Below are 16,263 nucleotides of genomic sequence, written 5' to 3'. Positions count from 1 at the left end.
GAGCCTGCGAATTATGAAAGAAGCGCTCTCAGCGGTGCTGGAATGGCAACAATGTCTTTGGTTTCAGGCGAGACACAAACATGAGTGATATTCGCGACAAACGATAATGTCTCGTTGCTGACAAATCCTTCAACCAAAAACGTGAAGGAGTGAACCCCTAACTTGGCGACGCTAACCTTGATGTTCAACTCATCATCCCAAGTCAGGGGAGTCAGTAACTCCAATGACATGGCGCGTACAGGTGGCAACACATCAAAACCCATCAGCGTTCTAAGCCCGGGCGCTCCCAACCACTTATCAAGCGCTCCATAAATAGCTTCCACTGCAAAATATGAAAATCGCGGGGTGTACACCACTCCCGCCGGATCACAATCTCCAAACAGAATGGTTCTGCTGACAAAAACCGCATGAGGCATTGATCTATTTTCCCTGTAGTTATCAGATGCCGGAAGTTATCCGAGTCCTTGGTTTTTTATTTGATTATTGCAGTTCGGAAACGAGGTCCATGTCATCGGATTACGGATTGCGCGAAGCATGGAGCAGCTGACAGTCTCTCCATCCCGCGCCACATGGAGCGCCCTTCCGTGTTTTCGAGCTGATGCACGAACGGCACGACGATGACGCTGTAAACTGGCCCTTCAGAACGCATTGCCTCAATTGAATACCTCGGGACTGAGCCCGCTGACGATGTCAGGCCAGCCGTCCCATACGCAACCGCCCTTCACCACCTCAAGAGATCCCCCATGGCAAACCACGACATCACCTTTCTCCCCGACCCAGACCCGGAATCCATCTCCTCCGACGTCGCCGGTTTCGGCGGCCTGTTGGTCTCCACCCAGATCCCCACCCGTGCCGACGGCAGTCTGGAGCTGGGTGGCATCGCCGAGCAGAGCGAGTGCACCCTGCAAGCGCTCAAGGTGGCGTTGGAGCTTGCCGGCAGTTCCATGGATCGGGTGCTGCATCTGACCATATACCTCACTGACATGGCCGACCGCGCCGCTTTCAACGAAGTCTACAAGCGCTTCTTCGCCAAGCCCTGGCCGGTTCGCGCCGCCGTTGGCGTGGCCTCTCTGGCCGTCGAAGGTATGCGTGTGGAAGTCACCGCGATGGCGGCCAAGGGCTGAATTCGCGGACTTGTCCGGTGGCACTGCTCCAGCGAGCGGCCGTCACCGGGTCGTTCCCGACGGCAGATTTGCACCGTCGGGAGATCTTCGTCGGGACTCAAAAAGCGGCTATTTGACCAGCCGTTTTTCCTTGGAAGGCCTGTAGCCGAAGTACGAGCTATAGCACTTGCTGAAATGACTGGGCGACACAAAGCCGCAGGCAACCAGCACGTCTACCTGTGACAACTCTGTGTGCTGAAGGAGTCGACGCGCTTCGGTAATGCGCAGCTCCATGTAATATCGCTGCGGCGTTGTCCCGAGCTGCTCCTTGAACAAGCGTTCGAGTTGTCGCCGGGAACGGCCGGCGTAGACGGCCAGTTGCTCCAACTCCAGCGGTTCTTCGAGGTTGGCATCCATCAGCTTGACCACCTCTCGCAACGGCGCGCTCACACAGATATTTTCAGCCGGTTTGATGCGTCGATAACGAGACTCCTCGAAAGCAAGAATGTCCTCGATACCCTCGACCAGGGCTTTATCGTGCAGTTCTTTGATCCAGTCCAACGCCATATGAAATGCGCCAGAGGGACTGGACGCGGTGAGCCGGTCCCGATCGATGACATAGGGCTCACTGGTGACATGCGTCGCCTTGGAGATTTCTGCAAGTGCGGGACGATGTTCGGGGTGAATGGCGCAACGGTATCCATCGAGCAAGCCTGCGCTGCCCAGGAACCATGCACCGTTCCACAACCCGGCCAGAATGACACCTTGGTCTGCCGCCGCTCGCAACAGGCTGATGAGCTCATCAGTCGCCTTCAGTTCTGTCCTGTAGCCGCCGCAAATAACCAGCAGGTCCAGGTCGTGAATGGCTGAAGAGTCGATACGCGCATCCGGACGAATGACCAGGCCCAGATCGCTGACGACCTCCCCCTCATTCAAACCGAACGTTCGGGAAGAGAACAACCCGGGGCGCAAAAGATTTGCGGTGACAATCGTGTCCAGCGCTTGCGTGAACGCAGGCAGCGAGAAATGCTCGAGCAGCAAAAAGCCCGCCCGAGTCATTCGAGCAGGCTCGCCAGTGTTTTCATTCAGATAGCGGAGGTTTTTTCCTTTCATGCCTCCGCTGAATTGACGTCGTTCGATCAATGTTCGACCCACTCGGTTACGTTAGCCAATCTGTCATTTGATGCGCAGCGTCATGCTACCTGCAGAAGCTCAAACTAGCACCATTATGCGACCGATCAGGCCAGTTGAAAGCCGTGACGAAGTGGGTCTTTATCATCGACGAAAATCGTGTTGTAGCGCGCGGTTGGCCCGGGACGACACGCGAGGAAGCGTTTGCGACATGCCATTGAGGCAAGGGAGAGACGTCACTGAAAACGGAACCATTGAATCGTGTCATAAAGGCTGAAAAACCCGAACTCCTTCCATACCGCTGAATCCAATGTGTAGGCCAATGGAGGTGAGCGACATGAACAATGATGACCGTGTTAATGACGACAAAGCAGAAGCGACCCCGCCTACCGATACATCTGGCAAACCCGACGATGTGGTCGAAAGAGAACTTGAGGACAGCGACAGTGACGCCGAAAGTCTGGAGGAAGCGCGAAACCAGGAGCGGGAGGCTGAAGAGCTCAGGCGAAAAATAGCGGAGATAGAACGTAAAGTGGCGGACGGTAACTAGCAACGCGCTGGAGGGCCGCGGCGCGATTTTCGCAACTGGCATCGAATTCTGAACGGCCCCGAACTCACTGCTCTTTGAATCAACTCGAGCAGCAAGCCGGTGTCGTGTACGCCAACGCGGGTCATCAAACCAACCCAAAGGCCCGTCAGCCCTTGTCGGCAGGATTTCGGGTCTGGATTTTTTCCAGCGTCTTGGTTGTTTCACTGATGCACGCCTTGTCATCGCCAGCTTTCTGCGCATCTTCTGCACGTTTCAGCGAGGCTTTGATGTTGTCCTTGGCGTTCTCTGATGTCGTCGGCTCACTGTCCAGCACTTGTTTGATTTGTTGTATGTTTGACGTACAAAGATCTTTGTCTGCAGCAAACACCGGTGAGGCTAACATTGCGGCCGTGACGAACAATCCAGCAATCGCAGAATGCTTCATGGGTATCTCCTTGCGCATGGGCTCGGTGCTGCCGGTCAATGGGGGCGCTTGCCGAGGTGGGTATGAACCCTTCATAGGGCCTCGGTAAATGACTATAGCCGCACATGGCAATTCGGTAATTTTTTCGAACCACTGACCTGATTCCAGGCGCTGGCTTGAATGTGGTGGATGAATCTGGCCCACTTGAACAGCCGAAAAAACGGGTGCTGATTGTTTTGCGATGGCTTGATTCAATTGGCTGAGCAGAAGGGAGCCTTTTCGATCTGCGCTCTTCAACCAAAAGCAGTCAATTTCGCTCCATTTCGTCTACCCTCACAAAGCACCAGGCTGGATCCACTTGTGCCAGGCGCCTCGACATTCTTTCGTTAATACACCGGAGATCTTCCATGCTCAAGCGTACCCTGGCATTGGCCATCGGCTTGACCCTGTCATTTTGCACCCTGTTGGCGCAGGCCGCCGATACGCTGAAAGTCAGCGCAATTCCCGATGAAGCCCCGACCGAACTGCTCCGCAAGTTCAAGCCGCTTGGCGCCTATCTGGAACAACAGTTGGGCATGAAAGTCGAGTTTGTGCCGGTGAGTGACTATCCAGCCGTGGTCGAAGCGCTGGCCACCGACCGCATCGACCTGGCCTGGCTGGGCGGCTTCACGTTCGTGCAGGCACGCCTGAAAACCGGCAATGCCATTCCGCTGGTACAGCGCGAACAGGACGCCCAATTCACTAGCAAATTCATCACCGCCGACCCTGCCGTCAAGTCCCTCGCCGATCTCAAGGGCAAGACCTTTGCATTCGGCTCGGTGTCCTCCACGTCGGGCAGTCTTATGCCGCGCTACTTTATGCTCAAGGACGGCATCAAGCCTGAAACCTACTTCAGTCGCGTAGGCTACTCCGGCGCCCATGACGCCACTGTCGCCTGGGTCCAGGCCGGCAAGGTCGACGCCGGCGTACTGAACGCCAGTGTGTGGGAAAAACTGGTCGCAGCCGGCAAAGTCGACACCACCAAGGTCAAAGTGTTTGCGACTACCCCGGCCTACTTCGACTACAACTGGACGGTGCGCGGGACCCTCGACCCAGCGCTGGCGGCCAAGATAAAGGCAGCCTTCCTGGCGCTCGATCCGGCGAAGCCTGCGGACAAGGAGATTCTGGATCTGCAGGCCGCCAGCCGATTCATCGAAACCAAGCCTGAGAACTACAAGGGCATCGAGGAAGCCGCCCTCGCCGCCGAACTGCTCAAATGACATTGCGTCTGACCCAGGTCAGCCTTACCCACGCCAACGGCGTTCAAGCGCTGCGTGGCGTGGACCTGCACATTGGCGCCAGCGAACAGGTCGCCATCATTGGCCCGTCCGGCGCGGGTAAGTCGAGTCTACTCAACCTGCTGGCCACCGCCCTGCGACCGGGCAACGGCGAGCTGCAGGTGCTCGGCGAGCGAGCCTGGCAGCTTTCTGCCCGTCAGCGTCAACGTCTGCGCGCTCGCATCGGCCTGATCCATCAGTCGCCTCCCCTGCCACCGCGCCAGCGCGTGATTACTGCGGTTCTGGCCGGAAAGCTGGGTCAGTGGGGTTTGGGCAGGAGCCTGTTGAACCTGGTGCATCCACTGGATATTCCGGGCGCACGCGCGGCATTGGCCAGACTGGACCTGAGTGACAAGTTGTTCGCGCAATGCCAGCAACTGTCCGGTGGACAGTTGCAGCGCGTGGGCATTGCCCGCGTGTTGTACCAAGCGCCCGAGGTGTTGCTGGCCGATGAGCCGGTATCGGCCATGGACCCCGTGTTGGCCCAACACACGCTTTCGGTGCTCTGTAGCCATGCCCGGCAGCACAACGTCACCCTGGTCGCCAGCCTGCATGCGGTGGAGCTGGCCCTGGCGCACTTTTCGCGCATCATCGGCTTGCGTGACGGACAGATCCTGTTCGACCTTCCGGCCAGCGAAGTCGACCGTGAGTTGCTCGACAAGCTCTACGCCAACGAACAATTGCTGTCCCCACCGATTGCTCCGGCGCCCTTGAGTGTGCAGATTCCCCGATGCTGACCCGTGATACCCGAGATCCGGCCACCCGGCCCCGCCTGCTGCTCACCTTGCTGGCCCTTGCCTTGCTGTGGCCGGGCATCCACTTCAGCGAGTTGGACCTCAGCGTGCTGGTGGCGAGTGACAGTCAGAGCGAGATAGGCCGGTTTGTATCCGCCTTCTGGCCACCGGCCCATGGCGAGGCGTTCATTGAACTGCTGTTGCAAGCCACCCTGCAGACCCTGGCCATCGCCACGGCCGGCATGGCCCTGGCGTTGCTGTTGGCAGTACCCGCCAGCCTGCTGGCCAGCCGTGCTCTGTCGCTGTCTGCTGCTTCCCGTGCCGGCCACCCGAGCTATTGGGGCCAACTGCTGCGCTGGCCGGTACGCGGTTTACTGATCTTCCTGCGCAGCGTGCCGGAAATCGTCTGGGCTCTATTGTTCGTGCGCGCCGTCGGCCTCGGCCCGACGGCCGGGGTGCTGGCCATTGCCATTACCTACAGCGGCATGTTGGGTAAGGTTTACGCGGAAATTTTCGAGTCGGTCGACCAGCGCCCTGCCCACGCGCTACTGCAATCGGGCAGCGGTCGGCTCGCAGCCTTTTTCTACGGGATTCTGCCCAATGTCGCGGCGGAGCTGCTGTCGTACACGGTGTACCGCTGGGAATGCGCCATCCGCGCCTCGGTGGTGATGGGCTTTGTTGGTGCCGGCGGTCTGGGCCAGCAAATGGATCTGTCGTTGCGCATGTTCGCCGGTGGTGAAGTGGCCAGTTTGTTACTGACGTTTCTCGTGCTGGTACTGCTCGCCGATCAACTCAGCCGCCTGTTGCGCTGGAGGCTGGCATGAATCGCCTGATCAACCTGGCACTGCTGCTCTGCATCGGCGCAGCGGTGATCGCCTCGTTCATCTACCTGGGCATCGACCTCGGCGAGCTCGGCGGCACCGGCAACCTGAAGCAGATGGGCGCTTATGCGCAGCGTTTTCTCAGCCCGGACCTGAGTTCGGGCCATCTGCAAGCCATCGGCCACGGCGCCTTGGAAACCATTGCCATGTCGGCCCTGGGCACCCTGCTCGCGGCGGTATTCGGTCTGTTATTGGCATTGCCTGCGGCCGGGCGCTTCGGCTGGCCATTGCAGAGTGCGTCGCGCCTGGCGCTCAACGCCTTGCGCGCGGTTCCGGAACTGGTGTGGGCTGCGCTAATGGTCCTTGCTGCCGGTCTCGGCCCCAATGCCGGCACCCTGGCATTAGCCCTGCACACCACCGGCGTACTTGGTCGGTTGTTCGCCGAAGCGCTGGAAAACACCCCACCAGAGCCGGCCGAAGCCATCCGCCTGCAAGGCGGCAACGCCGTATCGGCTTTCTGTTACGGCACCCTGCCCAACCTGTTGCCACAGCTACTGGCCTACATCCTGTATCGCTGGGAAAACAATATCCGCATGGCCAGTGTGCTCGGCTTCGTCGGCGCCGGTGGTTTGGGGCAAATGCTCTATGTCAGCCTCAGCCTGTTCCAGGAAGCGCAAGCCAGCACGGTTATTCTGGCCATGCTGTTACTGGTACTCGCCGTCGATACATTGAGTAGCTGGAGCCGTCAACGCTGGGTCAAAGCTTGACTGCTTTCGGTGCCGGGCAATCGCTCAGTGGGTCTTCGAAGCTATGCAAACCCGAGGAACGACAGAATAACCACGACGATCACAACTACTCCAACGATGTAGATGATGTTGTTCATGAAGGCCACCTCTCAACCTGGACAGGACTGGGACACGAGGATGCTACAAATACAAGGTACTGCACCTTTGTGCGCAATTCCATTCGGAACACACATAGGCTCCGCTCTCGCGGAAATCTTGGTTTGATGCCGTGGTAAAGGGGACGAAGTCATTTCCCTGAACGGGTTACTCCGAAACCACCGAGGTGCCTAACGACTTTCGTAAATAGGTTGCCGACGCAGGACACAAATGCTTGAACTGGGCGGTTTGACGAATAGCGAGCGGCGCTTCATCCCTATCGAAAATTTCATACCCAGTGGTTGTAAAAAATCCAGTAGCGCTTTGAGTTAACAAGTGCAACCGAAGCGCACCCTGGGAGGCAGCATATCGTTCCAGCTCAGACAGCACAGCTTTGCTCAGCCCTTTCCCACCTTGCAACTTTATCAGCCCTTCTATAGCCCCCAAAGCCCTCAAGGCTAGCAGACCTAGCCGCTGCAGCCTTGTCGCCTGTCGACGGCGCGGTATTGGCCGCGTTCTGCTGCCAAAGACAAGGCCGCCCCCTTTCTTCGATTGTGTTGATAGTAACAATCAACACGAACTCATTGTTAGCCTACCAACTGGATGGTAGCTTGTTATCGAGTTTCAAACATCACTGTAACCACCACCATCCATATCCCTGTGAGAATCCCATGCAAGACTGGAAGCAAACTCGTAAAGACATCAACACTCGTCTGGTAGAGCTTAACGGCCTTTCTCCGGAAACAATGAAAGGCATGGCGTCACTCGGCGCCGCAGGCGCCAAGACCAATCATCTAGACGCAAAGACCCGCGAATTGATTTCCCTGGCCGTGGCCGTGACCACTCGCTGCGACGGTTGCATCGCCTTCCACGCCGCCGAAGCGAAGAAAGTCGGTGTTACCAGCGAGGAAATCGGTGAAGCGCTTGGCGTAGCCATCAACATGAACGCCGGCGCCGCGCTGGTCTACAGCACACACGTGCTGGACGCATTCGATAAGTCATAAATCAAACGCTGGCTTTCAACCTGTCAACGACGTCGAGTTTAATCATGAATAAGTTGTTCACCCCTTACGATCTGTCCGGTACCGCATTGGCCAACCGTGTTGTCATGGCTCCGATGACCCGCACTCGAACCCTGGAAAACATCCCTGATGAATTCACCGCGCTGTATTACGCTCAGCGCGCAACCGCCGGCCTGATCATCACCGAAGGTCTGCCGATTTCCGAAGAAGCCCGCGGCTATCTGTACACCCCGGGTATTTACGCCAATGAACATTTGCCAGGCTGGCGTCAGGTCACCGATGCCGTGCATGCCAAGGGTGGGAAGATTTTCGCGCAGTTGTGGCACGTCGGCCGTATGTCCCATGTATCGGTACACCCGGATAACGCGGTCCCGGTTTCTTCAGGTACGCAGTCGGCGGTCGACACCACGGTTTACGCATGGATCGAACCGGGCAAGTCCGGCCACGTGCCACCCAGCGTGCCACGTGCGTTGGAGACGAACGAAGTAAAACGCGTCACCGCCGACTTTGTGAAGTCTGCGCGGCTGGCGATGGAAGCAGGTTTTGACGGCATCGAAATCATGGCGGCCAACGGCTTTCTGTTCGACCAGTTCCTCAGCAGCACCCTGAACACCCGCACTGACCAGTACGGTGGCTCAATCGCCAATCGCCAGCGTTTCCTGCTCGAAACCATTGACGCGATTGCTGATGAAATCGGCAGTTCGAACGTTGCCGTGCGCTTTTCGCCATTTGGCCGCCTTTATGACTTTGGTGTGTACGAAGGCGAAGAAGAAACCTGGATGAGCATGGCGGCAGCGCTCAACGAACGTGAGCTGGCGTACGTTCACCTGAACTATCAACCGACCATCCTCGCTGCCCAGACGCCGCCTGGTTTCGGTGCAGCGTTCCGTGAAGCCTACAAAGGTACGTTGATGGCGGCCGGCGGGTTTACCCAAGCGCTCGCTGAATCGGAACTTGCTAAGGGCGAGCTCGATTTGATCGCCTTCGGCACCGCCTATATCGCCAACCCCGATCTGGCGGAACGCATGCAGTACGGCTGGCCATTGGCTGAGGGTGATCGCGCGACCTACTACGGGGTGAGCGAAACGATTGCCAAGGGCTATACCGACTATCCGGGATATGCCGCGGGCGAAGCCTGATATCCAGAAAGTGGCGTTCAATGCTGAACAGAGGAGCCTGGTTACACGGCCTCTTCCAACTCCGCAAGAACCGCTTTTTTCAGCGCTGCAACTGAACGGGATCCGGGCATGACCCGGAGCAACCGACCCTCGTGAAACACCGCCAAGGATGGCACTGCACGGATGCCGTACATCTGCGAGATCGTCGGAGACACCGCCACATCGATCTTTCCAAAAACCGCCAAGGCGTGGAGCTTTTCTTCCAAGGCATGAAAGACCGGCTTCATCTCCTGACAAGGCTTGCACCACGACGCGGAAAACAGCACGACGCTGCTGCCTTTGGCAACAAAACGGGCGAACTGTGGGGCACTCAACTCAACGATACGGCTCATTTTTGCCTCGTTTTCTATGCTACTGGAAAGCGGCACTACTCAGTGCCGCACACCTTCTGCCGATCAAGTCTTGCAGCCATCTATACCGCAGATCTGGCCGATGAACGCGTCATCCTCAGTCTTTGACTTCGTTTGCAGCTTGTTCAGCGCTTCAAGAAACGCGGCCTCAGGCTGAGCGCCGGATAATGAGAAGGCATTGTCGAATACAAACAAAGGAACACCCGAACCCAGTTGCGTGGCGATATGTTCGTCCTCCTCCATCTCTGCGCGCAATTCAACGGATGACCACGCCAGTTGAATTGACTCATCCGATACACCTACTGCCTTGGCAATGGTCTTCAGGCTGCTGCGATCAAACAGCGACTTACCATGGGTCGTACTCTGCTCATACAGCGCCTCTACCAGCCGCTTCTTCGCTGTCGGATCTTCAACCGCCTTGACCAATACGTGGGCATCAGCGGTGTCGCCAAACAGCATGGTGTCAAAACGGTAATTCAGCTCATCGGCTTTGCCATATTTACTGACGGTGCTCATCATCGCGTCGGCGGAGTCCGGGTTTCCAAGCTTGCGCTTAAGAGCCGCAACCATAGGCTCTGGCGCGTGATTCGCCGCCAGACGATAGGCCCTGACATTGACCTGCACACTGTCTTTTTCAGGAAAACGCTCCAGCGCTTTTTCGAAGCGGCGCTTGGCAATCCAGCACCAGGGGCAGACAAAATCAGACCAGATATCCACTGCATATTTTTTTGAAGGGGTTTGCATAATTCATCCTGCACCAAAATTAATAGAGACCGAGTTGCCGGCGTTTCAAGCAAATAGTTGGAGTGACGACAGAAAGCCCCCCCAACGGGGGACTTTCATAAGGTCGCGCTTGCTGATGTGGTCAGGCACGTACCGCCATGACACCGGCGTCCACATCCCAGATAGCACCGGTCACCCAGGACGCCTTGTCGGAAAGCAGGAACAGGATGGTATTAGCCACATCTTCGGGAACACCGACTCGCCCGAGTGGGTGGAAAGCGTTAAGCGACTTCATTGCCTCCGGGATCGCCTCTTTGTCCATGAAACCCTCGTAGATCGAGGTATGGACGATCCCTGGCGAGACTGCATTGACCCGGATTCCGGAGTGGGCCAATTCAATGGCCAGGTTGCGGGTCAATGCATGCAGCCCCGCTTTGGCCATGGAATAGGCCGATGCCGGTGAACCGGCCAATGCTGCCTGTGCACCAATGGAGCCGACGTTGACTATCGCCCCTTCGCGCTTGGCGGCAAGCATGTTCTTGACCACCGCTTGCGTAATGAAAAAGGTCGCCCGGTTGAGCGACAGGTACATGTCGTACTCAGCTTCGTCGTGCTCAGTGAACGGCTTGGGAACAAAAATCCCGGCAGAGTTCACCATCAGGCTGATATCGCTGTGGTGGGTATTGATTTCCTGCCGAACGGAATTCATGCCCTCTTCAGTCATCAGGTTGGCGACGATCACGGACACAGAACCCAGCGGGCTCAATTCACGGCGTGCAGCCTCGGCCTTATCCTGCTTGCTTCCGGTAAGCACCACGCTACCGCCCGCCTTGAGAACCATGCGGGCCGTTTCCAAGCCCATTCCGCTGGTACCACCGACGACTAACAGTTTCTGACCTTTAAAGAAATCGCTCATTTCATCAGTCCTTCTGATCAAGATTTAAAACTTGGCACCAAGACGACTCATCGCCTGCTGGTGCGTGGAGAGTCGAAATCAGCCTTCACGAACTTCGAGGGTGGGCACCATACGGATGGCTTTCGAGAAGTTTGCGTAGTTGACCGACGTCTTGAGCACCACTTTGTGCAGCTCTTCAACGCGCTCACGGGAAGCATCGGTGTGCAGGCGAATAACCACACTTACCTCGTCGTAGCCCGGGTTGACACTCTCTTCAATCCCCAGAAAACCGCGCAAGTCGAGGGTGCCATCCGTCTCGATTTCCAAGCTATGAATCTTGATACCCATCATTGCGGCGTTGGCGGCATAACCGACCGACATGCAGGCATTGAGTGCTGCCATCAACAGTTCCTGGGGGTTAGGCGCGGTGTTCTGGCCCAGCAATTCATTTGGCTCATCGGCCACGATTTCAAAATCGCGTGAGTAGGTTTCACCTGCCAAGCTGTAACGGCTGACTTTCGCGACTGAGCGAGTCTGGTACTCCCATTGGGTCTTGACGTTGAAACTTGCCTTGCGCCTGGTCACATCCTCAGCAACGCCTTGGGCAAACTGCTGGAGTGCGGCTACGTCGATACCATTCAGGTTGTTGCTCATTTATTCAATCCTCTTTGTGGACAGGGCGTTTGGCCGCCCGAAAGAGATACAACCCTACCAACTAGTAGGCAGCCATTCAAGAGATCTTTAAACCCATCCCCCAGCTGCCGAACAAATGCACCCGCGACCCGGCCTGTCTGGAATACGCAGACATCATTATTAAAATGTAGGGCTTGCCATCTTATTGGTTATAGCCTTTCCACCTCAGGCCATAGGCATGGCCAGATATCCGCAGCACAACCGGGAGACGAGATAGGCTCTCGTCAGTCCAGTACGCGGGAATAAAATTCAGGAGGTGAGCGATAAGCGGATGGAGCTACTTACTTGGCAGGAACAGCAGACCGAGCTGGCGATGGCAGAATCGGTCGTCTCATAAAGCAAAAAAAGCGGATCGGGCATTAGTGGCGCGGTTCGGCCACCCGAAGTCCATCTAAAATGAAATCGAATCCAGAAGAACGGTCGTACTTGTCGTTCAATGCCCAGGCTACAAAGCTGCCACCTTCCAGCGTATTCAGGATGACTCTGGCGATCTTCACGCCGTCCAGCTCAGCTTTGAGCTCCCCTGCCGCTTGGCCTAGAGCGATATTGGCCTGAAGCCAGTCGAGATGGATTTCGAAAAAGTCCCGCGTCATTTCCTTTAGGCTTTGCGGCAATGCCAGTAACTCCGCGGCCAAGGCGCCACAGAGCGGCAACATGCCGTTCTCACTGCTTTGCGCAAACATCAGGGCGAAGGCATCGAGACGTTCAATAATGCCGGAATATTCATCATTGATAACCTCCAGCTGCTTCTTGTATCGGAACAGGTAGCTCTCAACAATGGCAATTGCCAGACCTTCCTTGGTCGGGAAATGATGGTGAATACTCGCCTTCTTGATGCCGATGTCAGCTGCGAGATCGGCGTAACTGAAAGCTGCATAGCCCTTTGTACGCAACAATAGTTCAGCGGTGGTCAGAAGGTCGGAACGTGTACTCATGATGCCGTATCCAAATTTATCAATGCAGCATCATAAATTAGTACATCTGCATAAGACAGCGCTCAGGCGTCCTCGACCGCCGCAGTCATTACATCTTCATACTTGTCCCCCGCTGCTCGCTCATCCACCGCCAGAGGTGTGGCACGGTAGGTCGCGAAGGCATCTTCTATCCGAGCCAGATCCGTCGCCAAGTTCTGGTAAACACGCCTCTTGTCCGCTTCAGAAACGTCACCAGCGATCAGTACCGATAGGTTGCCTGCACTGAAATTCCATGCGCACTATTTTCGTAGTTGGCACTGTATTCCGGTTGAAGACCGGAGTTGTTCGACTGCTTTACTGAGGCTTTGGAATCCCAGAGATAACCGTAAGCAAAGTCTATCGTCAGATCGGAATTCGGTGAGTAAGCGCCGCCCAAAGTCACGGCCTGGCGATTCCCGACCGGAACGCGCACGCTGCGATCGGCATTTCTGATGGGCGACGGATCATAGGCGTAGCCTGCGCGCAGCAGCCATTGTTGGTTCAACTGCCAGGATGCGCCAACTGCGGTGGACCAAGTGTCGCGCCAGTTCATTTCTTCGGTCACACGTCCCAGGCCAGCCGCCTGACCCAGGGGGGAAAGACCGCTGTTGACTGCCTCGACCTTCTGGATCCGGCTCCAACGTTTCCAAGTGGTCCCCAGGTAACCCGTCCAGCGACTATTGAAATGATGGGTGATGGACGTATCCACTGATTCGGGCATAGTCAGGTCTAACTTGTTGTCATACTTTCCGTCCAGCGGGATAACGCTCGGGGAGCCGGAAACCTCAGTATGCCCTTTGAGTTCATAGCTCACCTTCGAGTGATAGTTAATCCCCCAACGGGTCGCATCACTCAAGTCAAACAAGACGCCGACATTGTAACCAAGTGCCGTGTCATCGCCTTTGATGGTAACCAGTGTGTCCTGGCCGTTGTTCAGGGCGCCGGTGGCCAGGTAATTCTGAAGCTTTGCATTGAAACGGTTTATGGTCGGTCCGCCACCAATGGACACGTAATCATTGATTCGATAGGCAATGGTGGGCTGCAGGGTTATTTCCTTGGTCGTGCTGTAGGAGCCATGGTAGCGGCCCTGAAAAGAGCCCTCGTAATCATTGATCAGGCCACTCGGAGCATAGAGACCCAGACCTATCGAAAGACGATCATCAAGCGGTGTCGACATATAGGCGAAGGGCACGACCGCCAAAGGTACCGAGTCCCCCTTATTCGTTCCTGCGGCACTACTCTGCGCATCACTAATGTCGTCGCTCGCCGAAATGATCGCGGCCCCGGAAATCCTGATGGTAAAAGGAGCTGCTGATGACAGACCGCTATCGGCCAAAAGTGGACGGTGGACATGGTGATGGCAAATGAGTAGTGTCACGGATGCTGCTTTCGACTCTAGAGGGCAGCAGGGCTTGCCGTCATCCATGTCGCGTTTCTCCCTGAGCAATGTCGCATTTACCGCGACCACCTCTAAGCTAGACAAGGACTTACAGGACGACAAGGAACGTTATACGACACGCCATCGCGACATGGCATGTCATCTAATTAGTAGTTATACGCTTGCAAGGAATCGCAATGATCACCGTCTATGGAATTGACTACAATTTAAATGCCAAAAAAGCACAGATGTCCGATGTGCTACATAATTGCATGACTACTGTTCTTGGGTTACCCGAAGACAAGCGTGCTCACCGTTTCGTCCCGCTAGATAAAACTAATTTTTATTACCCCGGCGGTAGATCTGAAAAATACACAGTAATCGAAATAAGCATGATTTCTGGGCGAACGGAAGAAACAAAAAAGAAGCTCATAAAGCAAATATTTACAGCCTTTGAGCGAAACTTGGCTATAAATCCGGTTGACGTTGAAATCACAATATTTGAGCAGCCAAGTCATTGCTGGGGATTCCGAGGAATCACAGGCGATGAGGCAACCTTGAGTTACAGGGTTAACGTATAACAAGCCGTTCGCTTCGCTCTCTGGGACCGCGTACCGCGGCTCCTTAACCTAAACGTCAGGCAGTCATGAATATTGTAAGCGTCCGGTAACACGCCTTTTTGAGGCCATCGCTTAATGATCAATTGCACTGACTTGACCACCCGTTCGCATTTAACTAACCCAGCGTTTGCATCGAACTTCAACGCTCAGTAAACAGCACCGGCAAAGGACGACCCATAGCGGCCCATCGCATTAGGCAGAAAGCGGCCCAGAGTGTGTAAAAACGTCTTCGCGAACACTTGCTATGATTTCTGAGGATTTCATCGCAAGGATCGCCCATGAAGCGCTTCATCCAAGGTGAACATCGGTCGCCATCGATGGCAGCAAATTCAAAGCGGTTAACAACCGCGACCGCAATTTCACCAGCGCCAAACTGAAGCGGCGAATGGAAGAAATTGAATCGAGCATCAACCGTTACCTGACGGCACTCGATGCTGCTGATCGGCAAGAACCAACAGCTTCCGAGCCCAGCGCCGTACGGCTGGAAGAGAAAATCGCCAAGCTCAAAACTCAAATGAAGGAGCTTCAGGCGATCGAAATCCAGCTCAATGAATCGCCGGACAAACAGGTCTCACTGACCGATCCAGACAGCCGCTCCATGATGACGCGCGGCACGGGAATCGTTGGCTACAACGTGCAGACAGCGGTCGATACGCAGCACCATTTGATCGTTGCGTATGAGGTGACCAACGTCGGTTCCGACCGCGATCAACTCAGCTCGATGGCCAAGCAAGCCCGCGAGGCGATGGCGTCAGATACGTTGTCGGTAGTGGCTGACCGAGGTTACTTCAAAAGCGAACAAATCCTGGCTTGTCACCATGCAGGTATCACCGCCTATGTGCCCAAGCCGATGACCTCTGGAGCCAAGGCTGACGGGCGTTTCAATAACGATGCCTTCATCTATGACGCGGCAAAAAACGAATACATTTGCCCGGCTGGAGAGGCGCTGACCTGGCACTATTCCTACGTTGAAAAAGGCCTGAAGTTGCATCGTTACTGGAGTTCGAAATGCCAGGATTGCGCGTTGAAGTCGCAATGCACCCCGAGCACGGAACGACGAGTTCGATGCTGGGAACATAAAGACGTATTGGAGGAGATGCAGCTTCGGCTGAGCAAAGCGCCAGAGATGATGCGAGTCCGAAAACGGACAGTTGAACATCCCTTCGGGACGCTCAAACAATGGATGGGTGCGACGCACTTCCTGACGCGAAAGCTGGCCGGGGTGAGTACGGAGATGAGCTTGAATGTGCTCGCCTACAACTTGAAACGGGTCATGAAAATCATCGGTACCCATCACTTGATGAAAGCGCCAACAGCCTAAAAACCGGCCTGTTTTTACGTGTCCCGATGATCTGGCGCGTTGCTGGGGCGGTTAGCTCATCAGGAAGGGACATCGTGCCTTGATCAGGCTACTAAGCCGGACAGTCGCTCAGCCTTGAAGATCGAAACGGGATCTAGCGTTTTTACACACTCTGGGCCAGAAGCGGTCAGTCGCTCAAAACACTTAAAAAC

General features: G+C 55.8%; 18 protein-coding genes and 1 pseudogene. 10 read left to right on the top strand and 9 right to left on the bottom strand.

Annotated elements, in window-relative coordinates; translation table 11 throughout:
• Positions 1 to 11 precede the first annotated feature (11 nt).
• On the bottom strand, positions 12 to 416 hold the full coding sequence (locus tag AB7M29_RS15580; RefSeq protein ID WP_217854511.1) for an acyl-CoA thioesterase: 405 nt from the start codon (positions 414 to 416) through the stop codon (positions 12 to 14).
• A gap of 327 nt (positions 417 to 743) precedes the next feature.
• Between AB7M29_RS15580 and AB7M29_RS15575 the strand changes: the two genes are divergently transcribed.
• Positions 744 to 1,124, top strand: coding sequence for a RidA family protein (locus AB7M29_RS15575; protein WP_038983873.1), 381 nt, complete (start codon positions 744 to 746; stop codon positions 1,122 to 1,124).
• Positions 1,125 to 1,232: 108 nt separating this feature from the next.
• Here the strand turns inward: AB7M29_RS15575 and AB7M29_RS15570 are convergent, their stop codons facing one another.
• Entirely contained in the window at positions 1,233 to 2,246 is a 1,014-nt protein-coding gene (locus AB7M29_RS15570; RefSeq protein WP_201060143.1) for a GlxA family transcriptional regulator, read from the bottom strand.
• A 325-nt stretch (positions 2,247 to 2,571) separates the two neighbouring features.
• On the opposite strand from AB7M29_RS15570, the gene AB7M29_RS15565 reads away from it, so the two are divergent.
• Positions 2,572 to 2,784: a hypothetical protein gene (locus tag AB7M29_RS15565; protein WP_052963077.1), complete on the top strand. Its 213-nt coding sequence runs from the start codon at positions 2,572 to 2,574 to the stop codon at positions 2,782 to 2,784.
• Positions 2,785 to 2,929: 145 nt separating this feature from the next.
• Here AB7M29_RS15565 and AB7M29_RS15560 read toward each other — a convergent pair whose 3' ends face one another.
• Entirely contained in the window at positions 2,930 to 3,208 is a 279-nt protein-coding gene (locus AB7M29_RS15560; RefSeq protein ID WP_217854509.1) for a hypothetical protein, read from the bottom strand.
• A 386-nt stretch (positions 3,209 to 3,594) separates the two neighbouring features.
• Here AB7M29_RS15560 and AB7M29_RS15555 point away from each other — a divergent pair, with 386 nt between their 5' ends.
• The 6 genes from AB7M29_RS15555 (at position 3,595) to AB7M29_RS15530 (ending at position 9,100) form a co-directional block, all read left to right on the top strand.
• A complete protein-coding gene (locus tag AB7M29_RS15555; RefSeq protein ID WP_052963062.1) occupies positions 3,595 to 4,446 on the top strand; it encodes a putative selenate ABC transporter substrate-binding protein in 852 nt (283 codons plus the stop codon).
• Positions 4,443 to 5,240 (top strand): phosphonate ABC transporter ATP-binding protein, encoded by a 798-nt coding sequence (locus AB7M29_RS15550; protein WP_454247227.1) that lies wholly within the window; start codon positions 4,443 to 4,445, stop codon positions 5,238 to 5,240. The genes AB7M29_RS15555 and AB7M29_RS15550 overlap by 4 nt, the downstream gene beginning before the upstream one ends.
• Positions 5,234 to 6,061, top strand: a complete 828-nt coding sequence (locus AB7M29_RS15545) for a PhnE/PtxC family ABC transporter permease (RefSeq protein WP_217854507.1) — start codon at positions 5,234 to 5,236, stop codon at positions 6,059 to 6,061. Before AB7M29_RS15550 ends, AB7M29_RS15545 begins: the two co-directional genes overlap by 7 nt.
• Positions 6,058 to 6,825: a phosphonate ABC transporter, permease protein PhnE gene (phnE, locus tag AB7M29_RS15540; RefSeq protein WP_217854506.1), complete on the top strand. Its 768-nt coding sequence runs from the start codon at positions 6,058 to 6,060 to the stop codon at positions 6,823 to 6,825. The genes AB7M29_RS15545 and phnE overlap by 4 nt, the downstream gene beginning before the upstream one ends.
• A 785-nt stretch (positions 6,826 to 7,610) precedes the next feature.
• On the top strand, positions 7,611 to 7,943 hold the full coding sequence (locus AB7M29_RS15535) for a carboxymuconolactone decarboxylase family protein (RefSeq protein ID WP_123721201.1): 333 nt from the start codon (positions 7,611 to 7,613) through the stop codon (positions 7,941 to 7,943).
• 44 nt (positions 7,944 to 7,987) lie between these two features.
• Positions 7,988 to 9,100 carry an alkene reductase gene (locus tag AB7M29_RS15530; RefSeq protein WP_454247226.1) on the top strand — a complete coding sequence of 371 codons (1,113 nt, stop codon included), beginning with the start codon at positions 7,988 to 7,990 and terminating at the stop codon, positions 9,098 to 9,100.
• A 41-nt stretch (positions 9,101 to 9,141) separates the two neighbouring features.
• On the opposite strand, the gene AB7M29_RS15525 is transcribed toward AB7M29_RS15530, so the two are convergent.
• The 6 genes from AB7M29_RS15525 to AB7M29_RS15500 form a co-directional block, all read right to left on the bottom strand.
• Positions 9,142 to 9,471 (bottom strand): thioredoxin family protein, encoded by a 330-nt coding sequence (locus tag AB7M29_RS15525; protein ID WP_217854504.1) that lies wholly within the window; start codon positions 9,469 to 9,471, stop codon positions 9,142 to 9,144.
• Positions 9,472 to 9,534: 63 nt separating this feature from the next.
• Positions 9,535 to 10,233: a DsbA family oxidoreductase gene (locus tag AB7M29_RS15520; protein ID WP_217854503.1), complete on the bottom strand. Its 699-nt coding sequence runs from the start codon at positions 10,231 to 10,233 to the stop codon at positions 9,535 to 9,537.
• A 121-nt stretch (positions 10,234 to 10,354) separates the two neighbouring features.
• Positions 10,355 to 11,128: an SDR family NAD(P)-dependent oxidoreductase gene (locus tag AB7M29_RS15515; RefSeq protein WP_050682929.1), complete on the bottom strand. Its 774-nt coding sequence runs from the start codon at positions 11,126 to 11,128 to the stop codon at positions 10,355 to 10,357.
• Between the two features lie 78 nt (positions 11,129 to 11,206).
• Complete coding sequence (locus AB7M29_RS15510) at positions 11,207 to 11,761, bottom strand: OsmC family protein (protein ID WP_454247225.1); 555 nt, start codon at positions 11,759 to 11,761, stop codon at positions 11,207 to 11,209.
• A gap of 398 nt (positions 11,762 to 12,159) precedes the next feature.
• Complete coding sequence (locus AB7M29_RS15505; RefSeq protein ID WP_454247224.1) at positions 12,160 to 12,735, bottom strand: TetR/AcrR family transcriptional regulator; 576 nt, start codon at positions 12,733 to 12,735, stop codon at positions 12,160 to 12,162.
• A 238-nt stretch (positions 12,736 to 12,973) separates the two neighbouring features.
• Positions 12,974 to 14,179, bottom strand: coding sequence for an outer membrane protein transport protein (locus AB7M29_RS15500; protein ID WP_454247223.1), 1,206 nt, complete (start codon positions 14,177 to 14,179; stop codon positions 12,974 to 12,976).
• Between the two features lie 149 nt (positions 14,180 to 14,328).
• Here AB7M29_RS15500 and AB7M29_RS15495 point away from each other — a divergent pair, with 149 nt between their 5' ends.
• Together AB7M29_RS15495 and AB7M29_RS15490 are read left to right on the top strand one after the other, a co-directional pair.
• Positions 14,329 to 14,712: a tautomerase family protein gene (locus tag AB7M29_RS15495; RefSeq protein WP_138867792.1), complete on the top strand. Its 384-nt coding sequence runs from the start codon at positions 14,329 to 14,331 to the stop codon at positions 14,710 to 14,712.
• A gap of 346 nt (positions 14,713 to 15,058) precedes the next feature.
• Positions 15,059 to 16,072 (top strand): annotated as a pseudogene (locus AB7M29_RS15490) (IS1182 family transposase); the annotation flags it as partial.
• Positions 16,073 to 16,263 lie beyond the last annotated feature (191 nt).

The sequence above is a fragment of the Pseudomonas sp. F-14 TE3623 genome (genome assembly GCF_053629015.1).
The sequence above is the reverse complement of the archived record's forward strand: the minus strand, read 5'-3'. Positions and strand labels throughout refer to the sequence as shown.

Excerpts from the sequence above, each read along its gene's own strand:
- AB7M29_RS15520 (WP_217854503.1), bottom strand. The coding sequence starts at position 10,233 with ATGCAAACCCCTTCAAAAAAATATGCAGTGGATATCTGGTCTGATTTT.
- AB7M29_RS15525 (WP_217854504.1), bottom strand. The coding sequence starts at position 9,471 with ATGAGCCGTATCGTTGAGTTGAGTGCCCCACAGTTCGCCCGTTTTGTT.
- AB7M29_RS15545 (WP_217854507.1), top strand. The coding sequence starts at position 5,234 with ATGCTGACCCGTGATACCCGAGATCCGGCCACCCGGCCCCGCCTGCTG.
- AB7M29_RS15560 (WP_217854509.1), bottom strand. The coding sequence starts at position 3,208 with ATGAAGCATTCTGCGATTGCTGGATTGTTCGTCACGGCCGCAATGTTA.
- AB7M29_RS15575 (WP_038983873.1), top strand. The coding sequence starts at position 744 with ATGGCAAACCACGACATCACCTTTCTCCCCGACCCAGACCCGGAATCC.
- AB7M29_RS15500 (WP_454247223.1), bottom strand. The coding sequence starts at position 14,179 with ATGGATGACGGCAAGCCCTGCTGCCCTCTAGAGTCGAAAGCAGCATCC.
- AB7M29_RS15535 (WP_123721201.1), top strand. The coding sequence starts at position 7,611 with ATGCAAGACTGGAAGCAAACTCGTAAAGACATCAACACTCGTCTGGTA.
- AB7M29_RS15550 (WP_454247227.1), top strand. The coding sequence starts at position 4,443 with ATGACATTGCGTCTGACCCAGGTCAGCCTTACCCACGCCAACGGCGTT.
- AB7M29_RS15565 (WP_052963077.1), top strand. The coding sequence starts at position 2,572 with ATGAACAATGATGACCGTGTTAATGACGACAAAGCAGAAGCGACCCCG.
- AB7M29_RS15495 (WP_138867792.1), top strand. The coding sequence starts at position 14,329 with ATGATCACCGTCTATGGAATTGACTACAATTTAAATGCCAAAAAAGCA.
- AB7M29_RS15555 (WP_052963062.1), top strand. The coding sequence starts at position 3,595 with ATGCTCAAGCGTACCCTGGCATTGGCCATCGGCTTGACCCTGTCATTT.
- phnE (WP_217854506.1), top strand. The coding sequence starts at position 6,058 with ATGAATCGCCTGATCAACCTGGCACTGCTGCTCTGCATCGGCGCAGCG.
- AB7M29_RS15580 (WP_217854511.1), bottom strand. The coding sequence starts at position 416 with ATGCCTCATGCGGTTTTTGTCAGCAGAACCATTCTGTTTGGAGATTGT.
- AB7M29_RS15510 (WP_454247225.1), bottom strand. The coding sequence starts at position 11,761 with ATGAGCAACAACCTGAATGGTATCGACGTAGCCGCACTCCAGCAGTTT.
- AB7M29_RS15530 (WP_454247226.1), top strand. The coding sequence starts at position 7,988 with ATGAATAAGTTGTTCACCCCTTACGATCTGTCCGGTACCGCATTGGCC.
- AB7M29_RS15515 (WP_050682929.1), bottom strand. The coding sequence starts at position 11,128 with ATGAGCGATTTCTTTAAAGGTCAGAAACTGTTAGTCGTCGGTGGTACC.
- AB7M29_RS15505 (WP_454247224.1), bottom strand. The coding sequence starts at position 12,735 with ATGAGTACACGTTCCGACCTTCTGACCACCGCTGAACTATTGTTGCGT.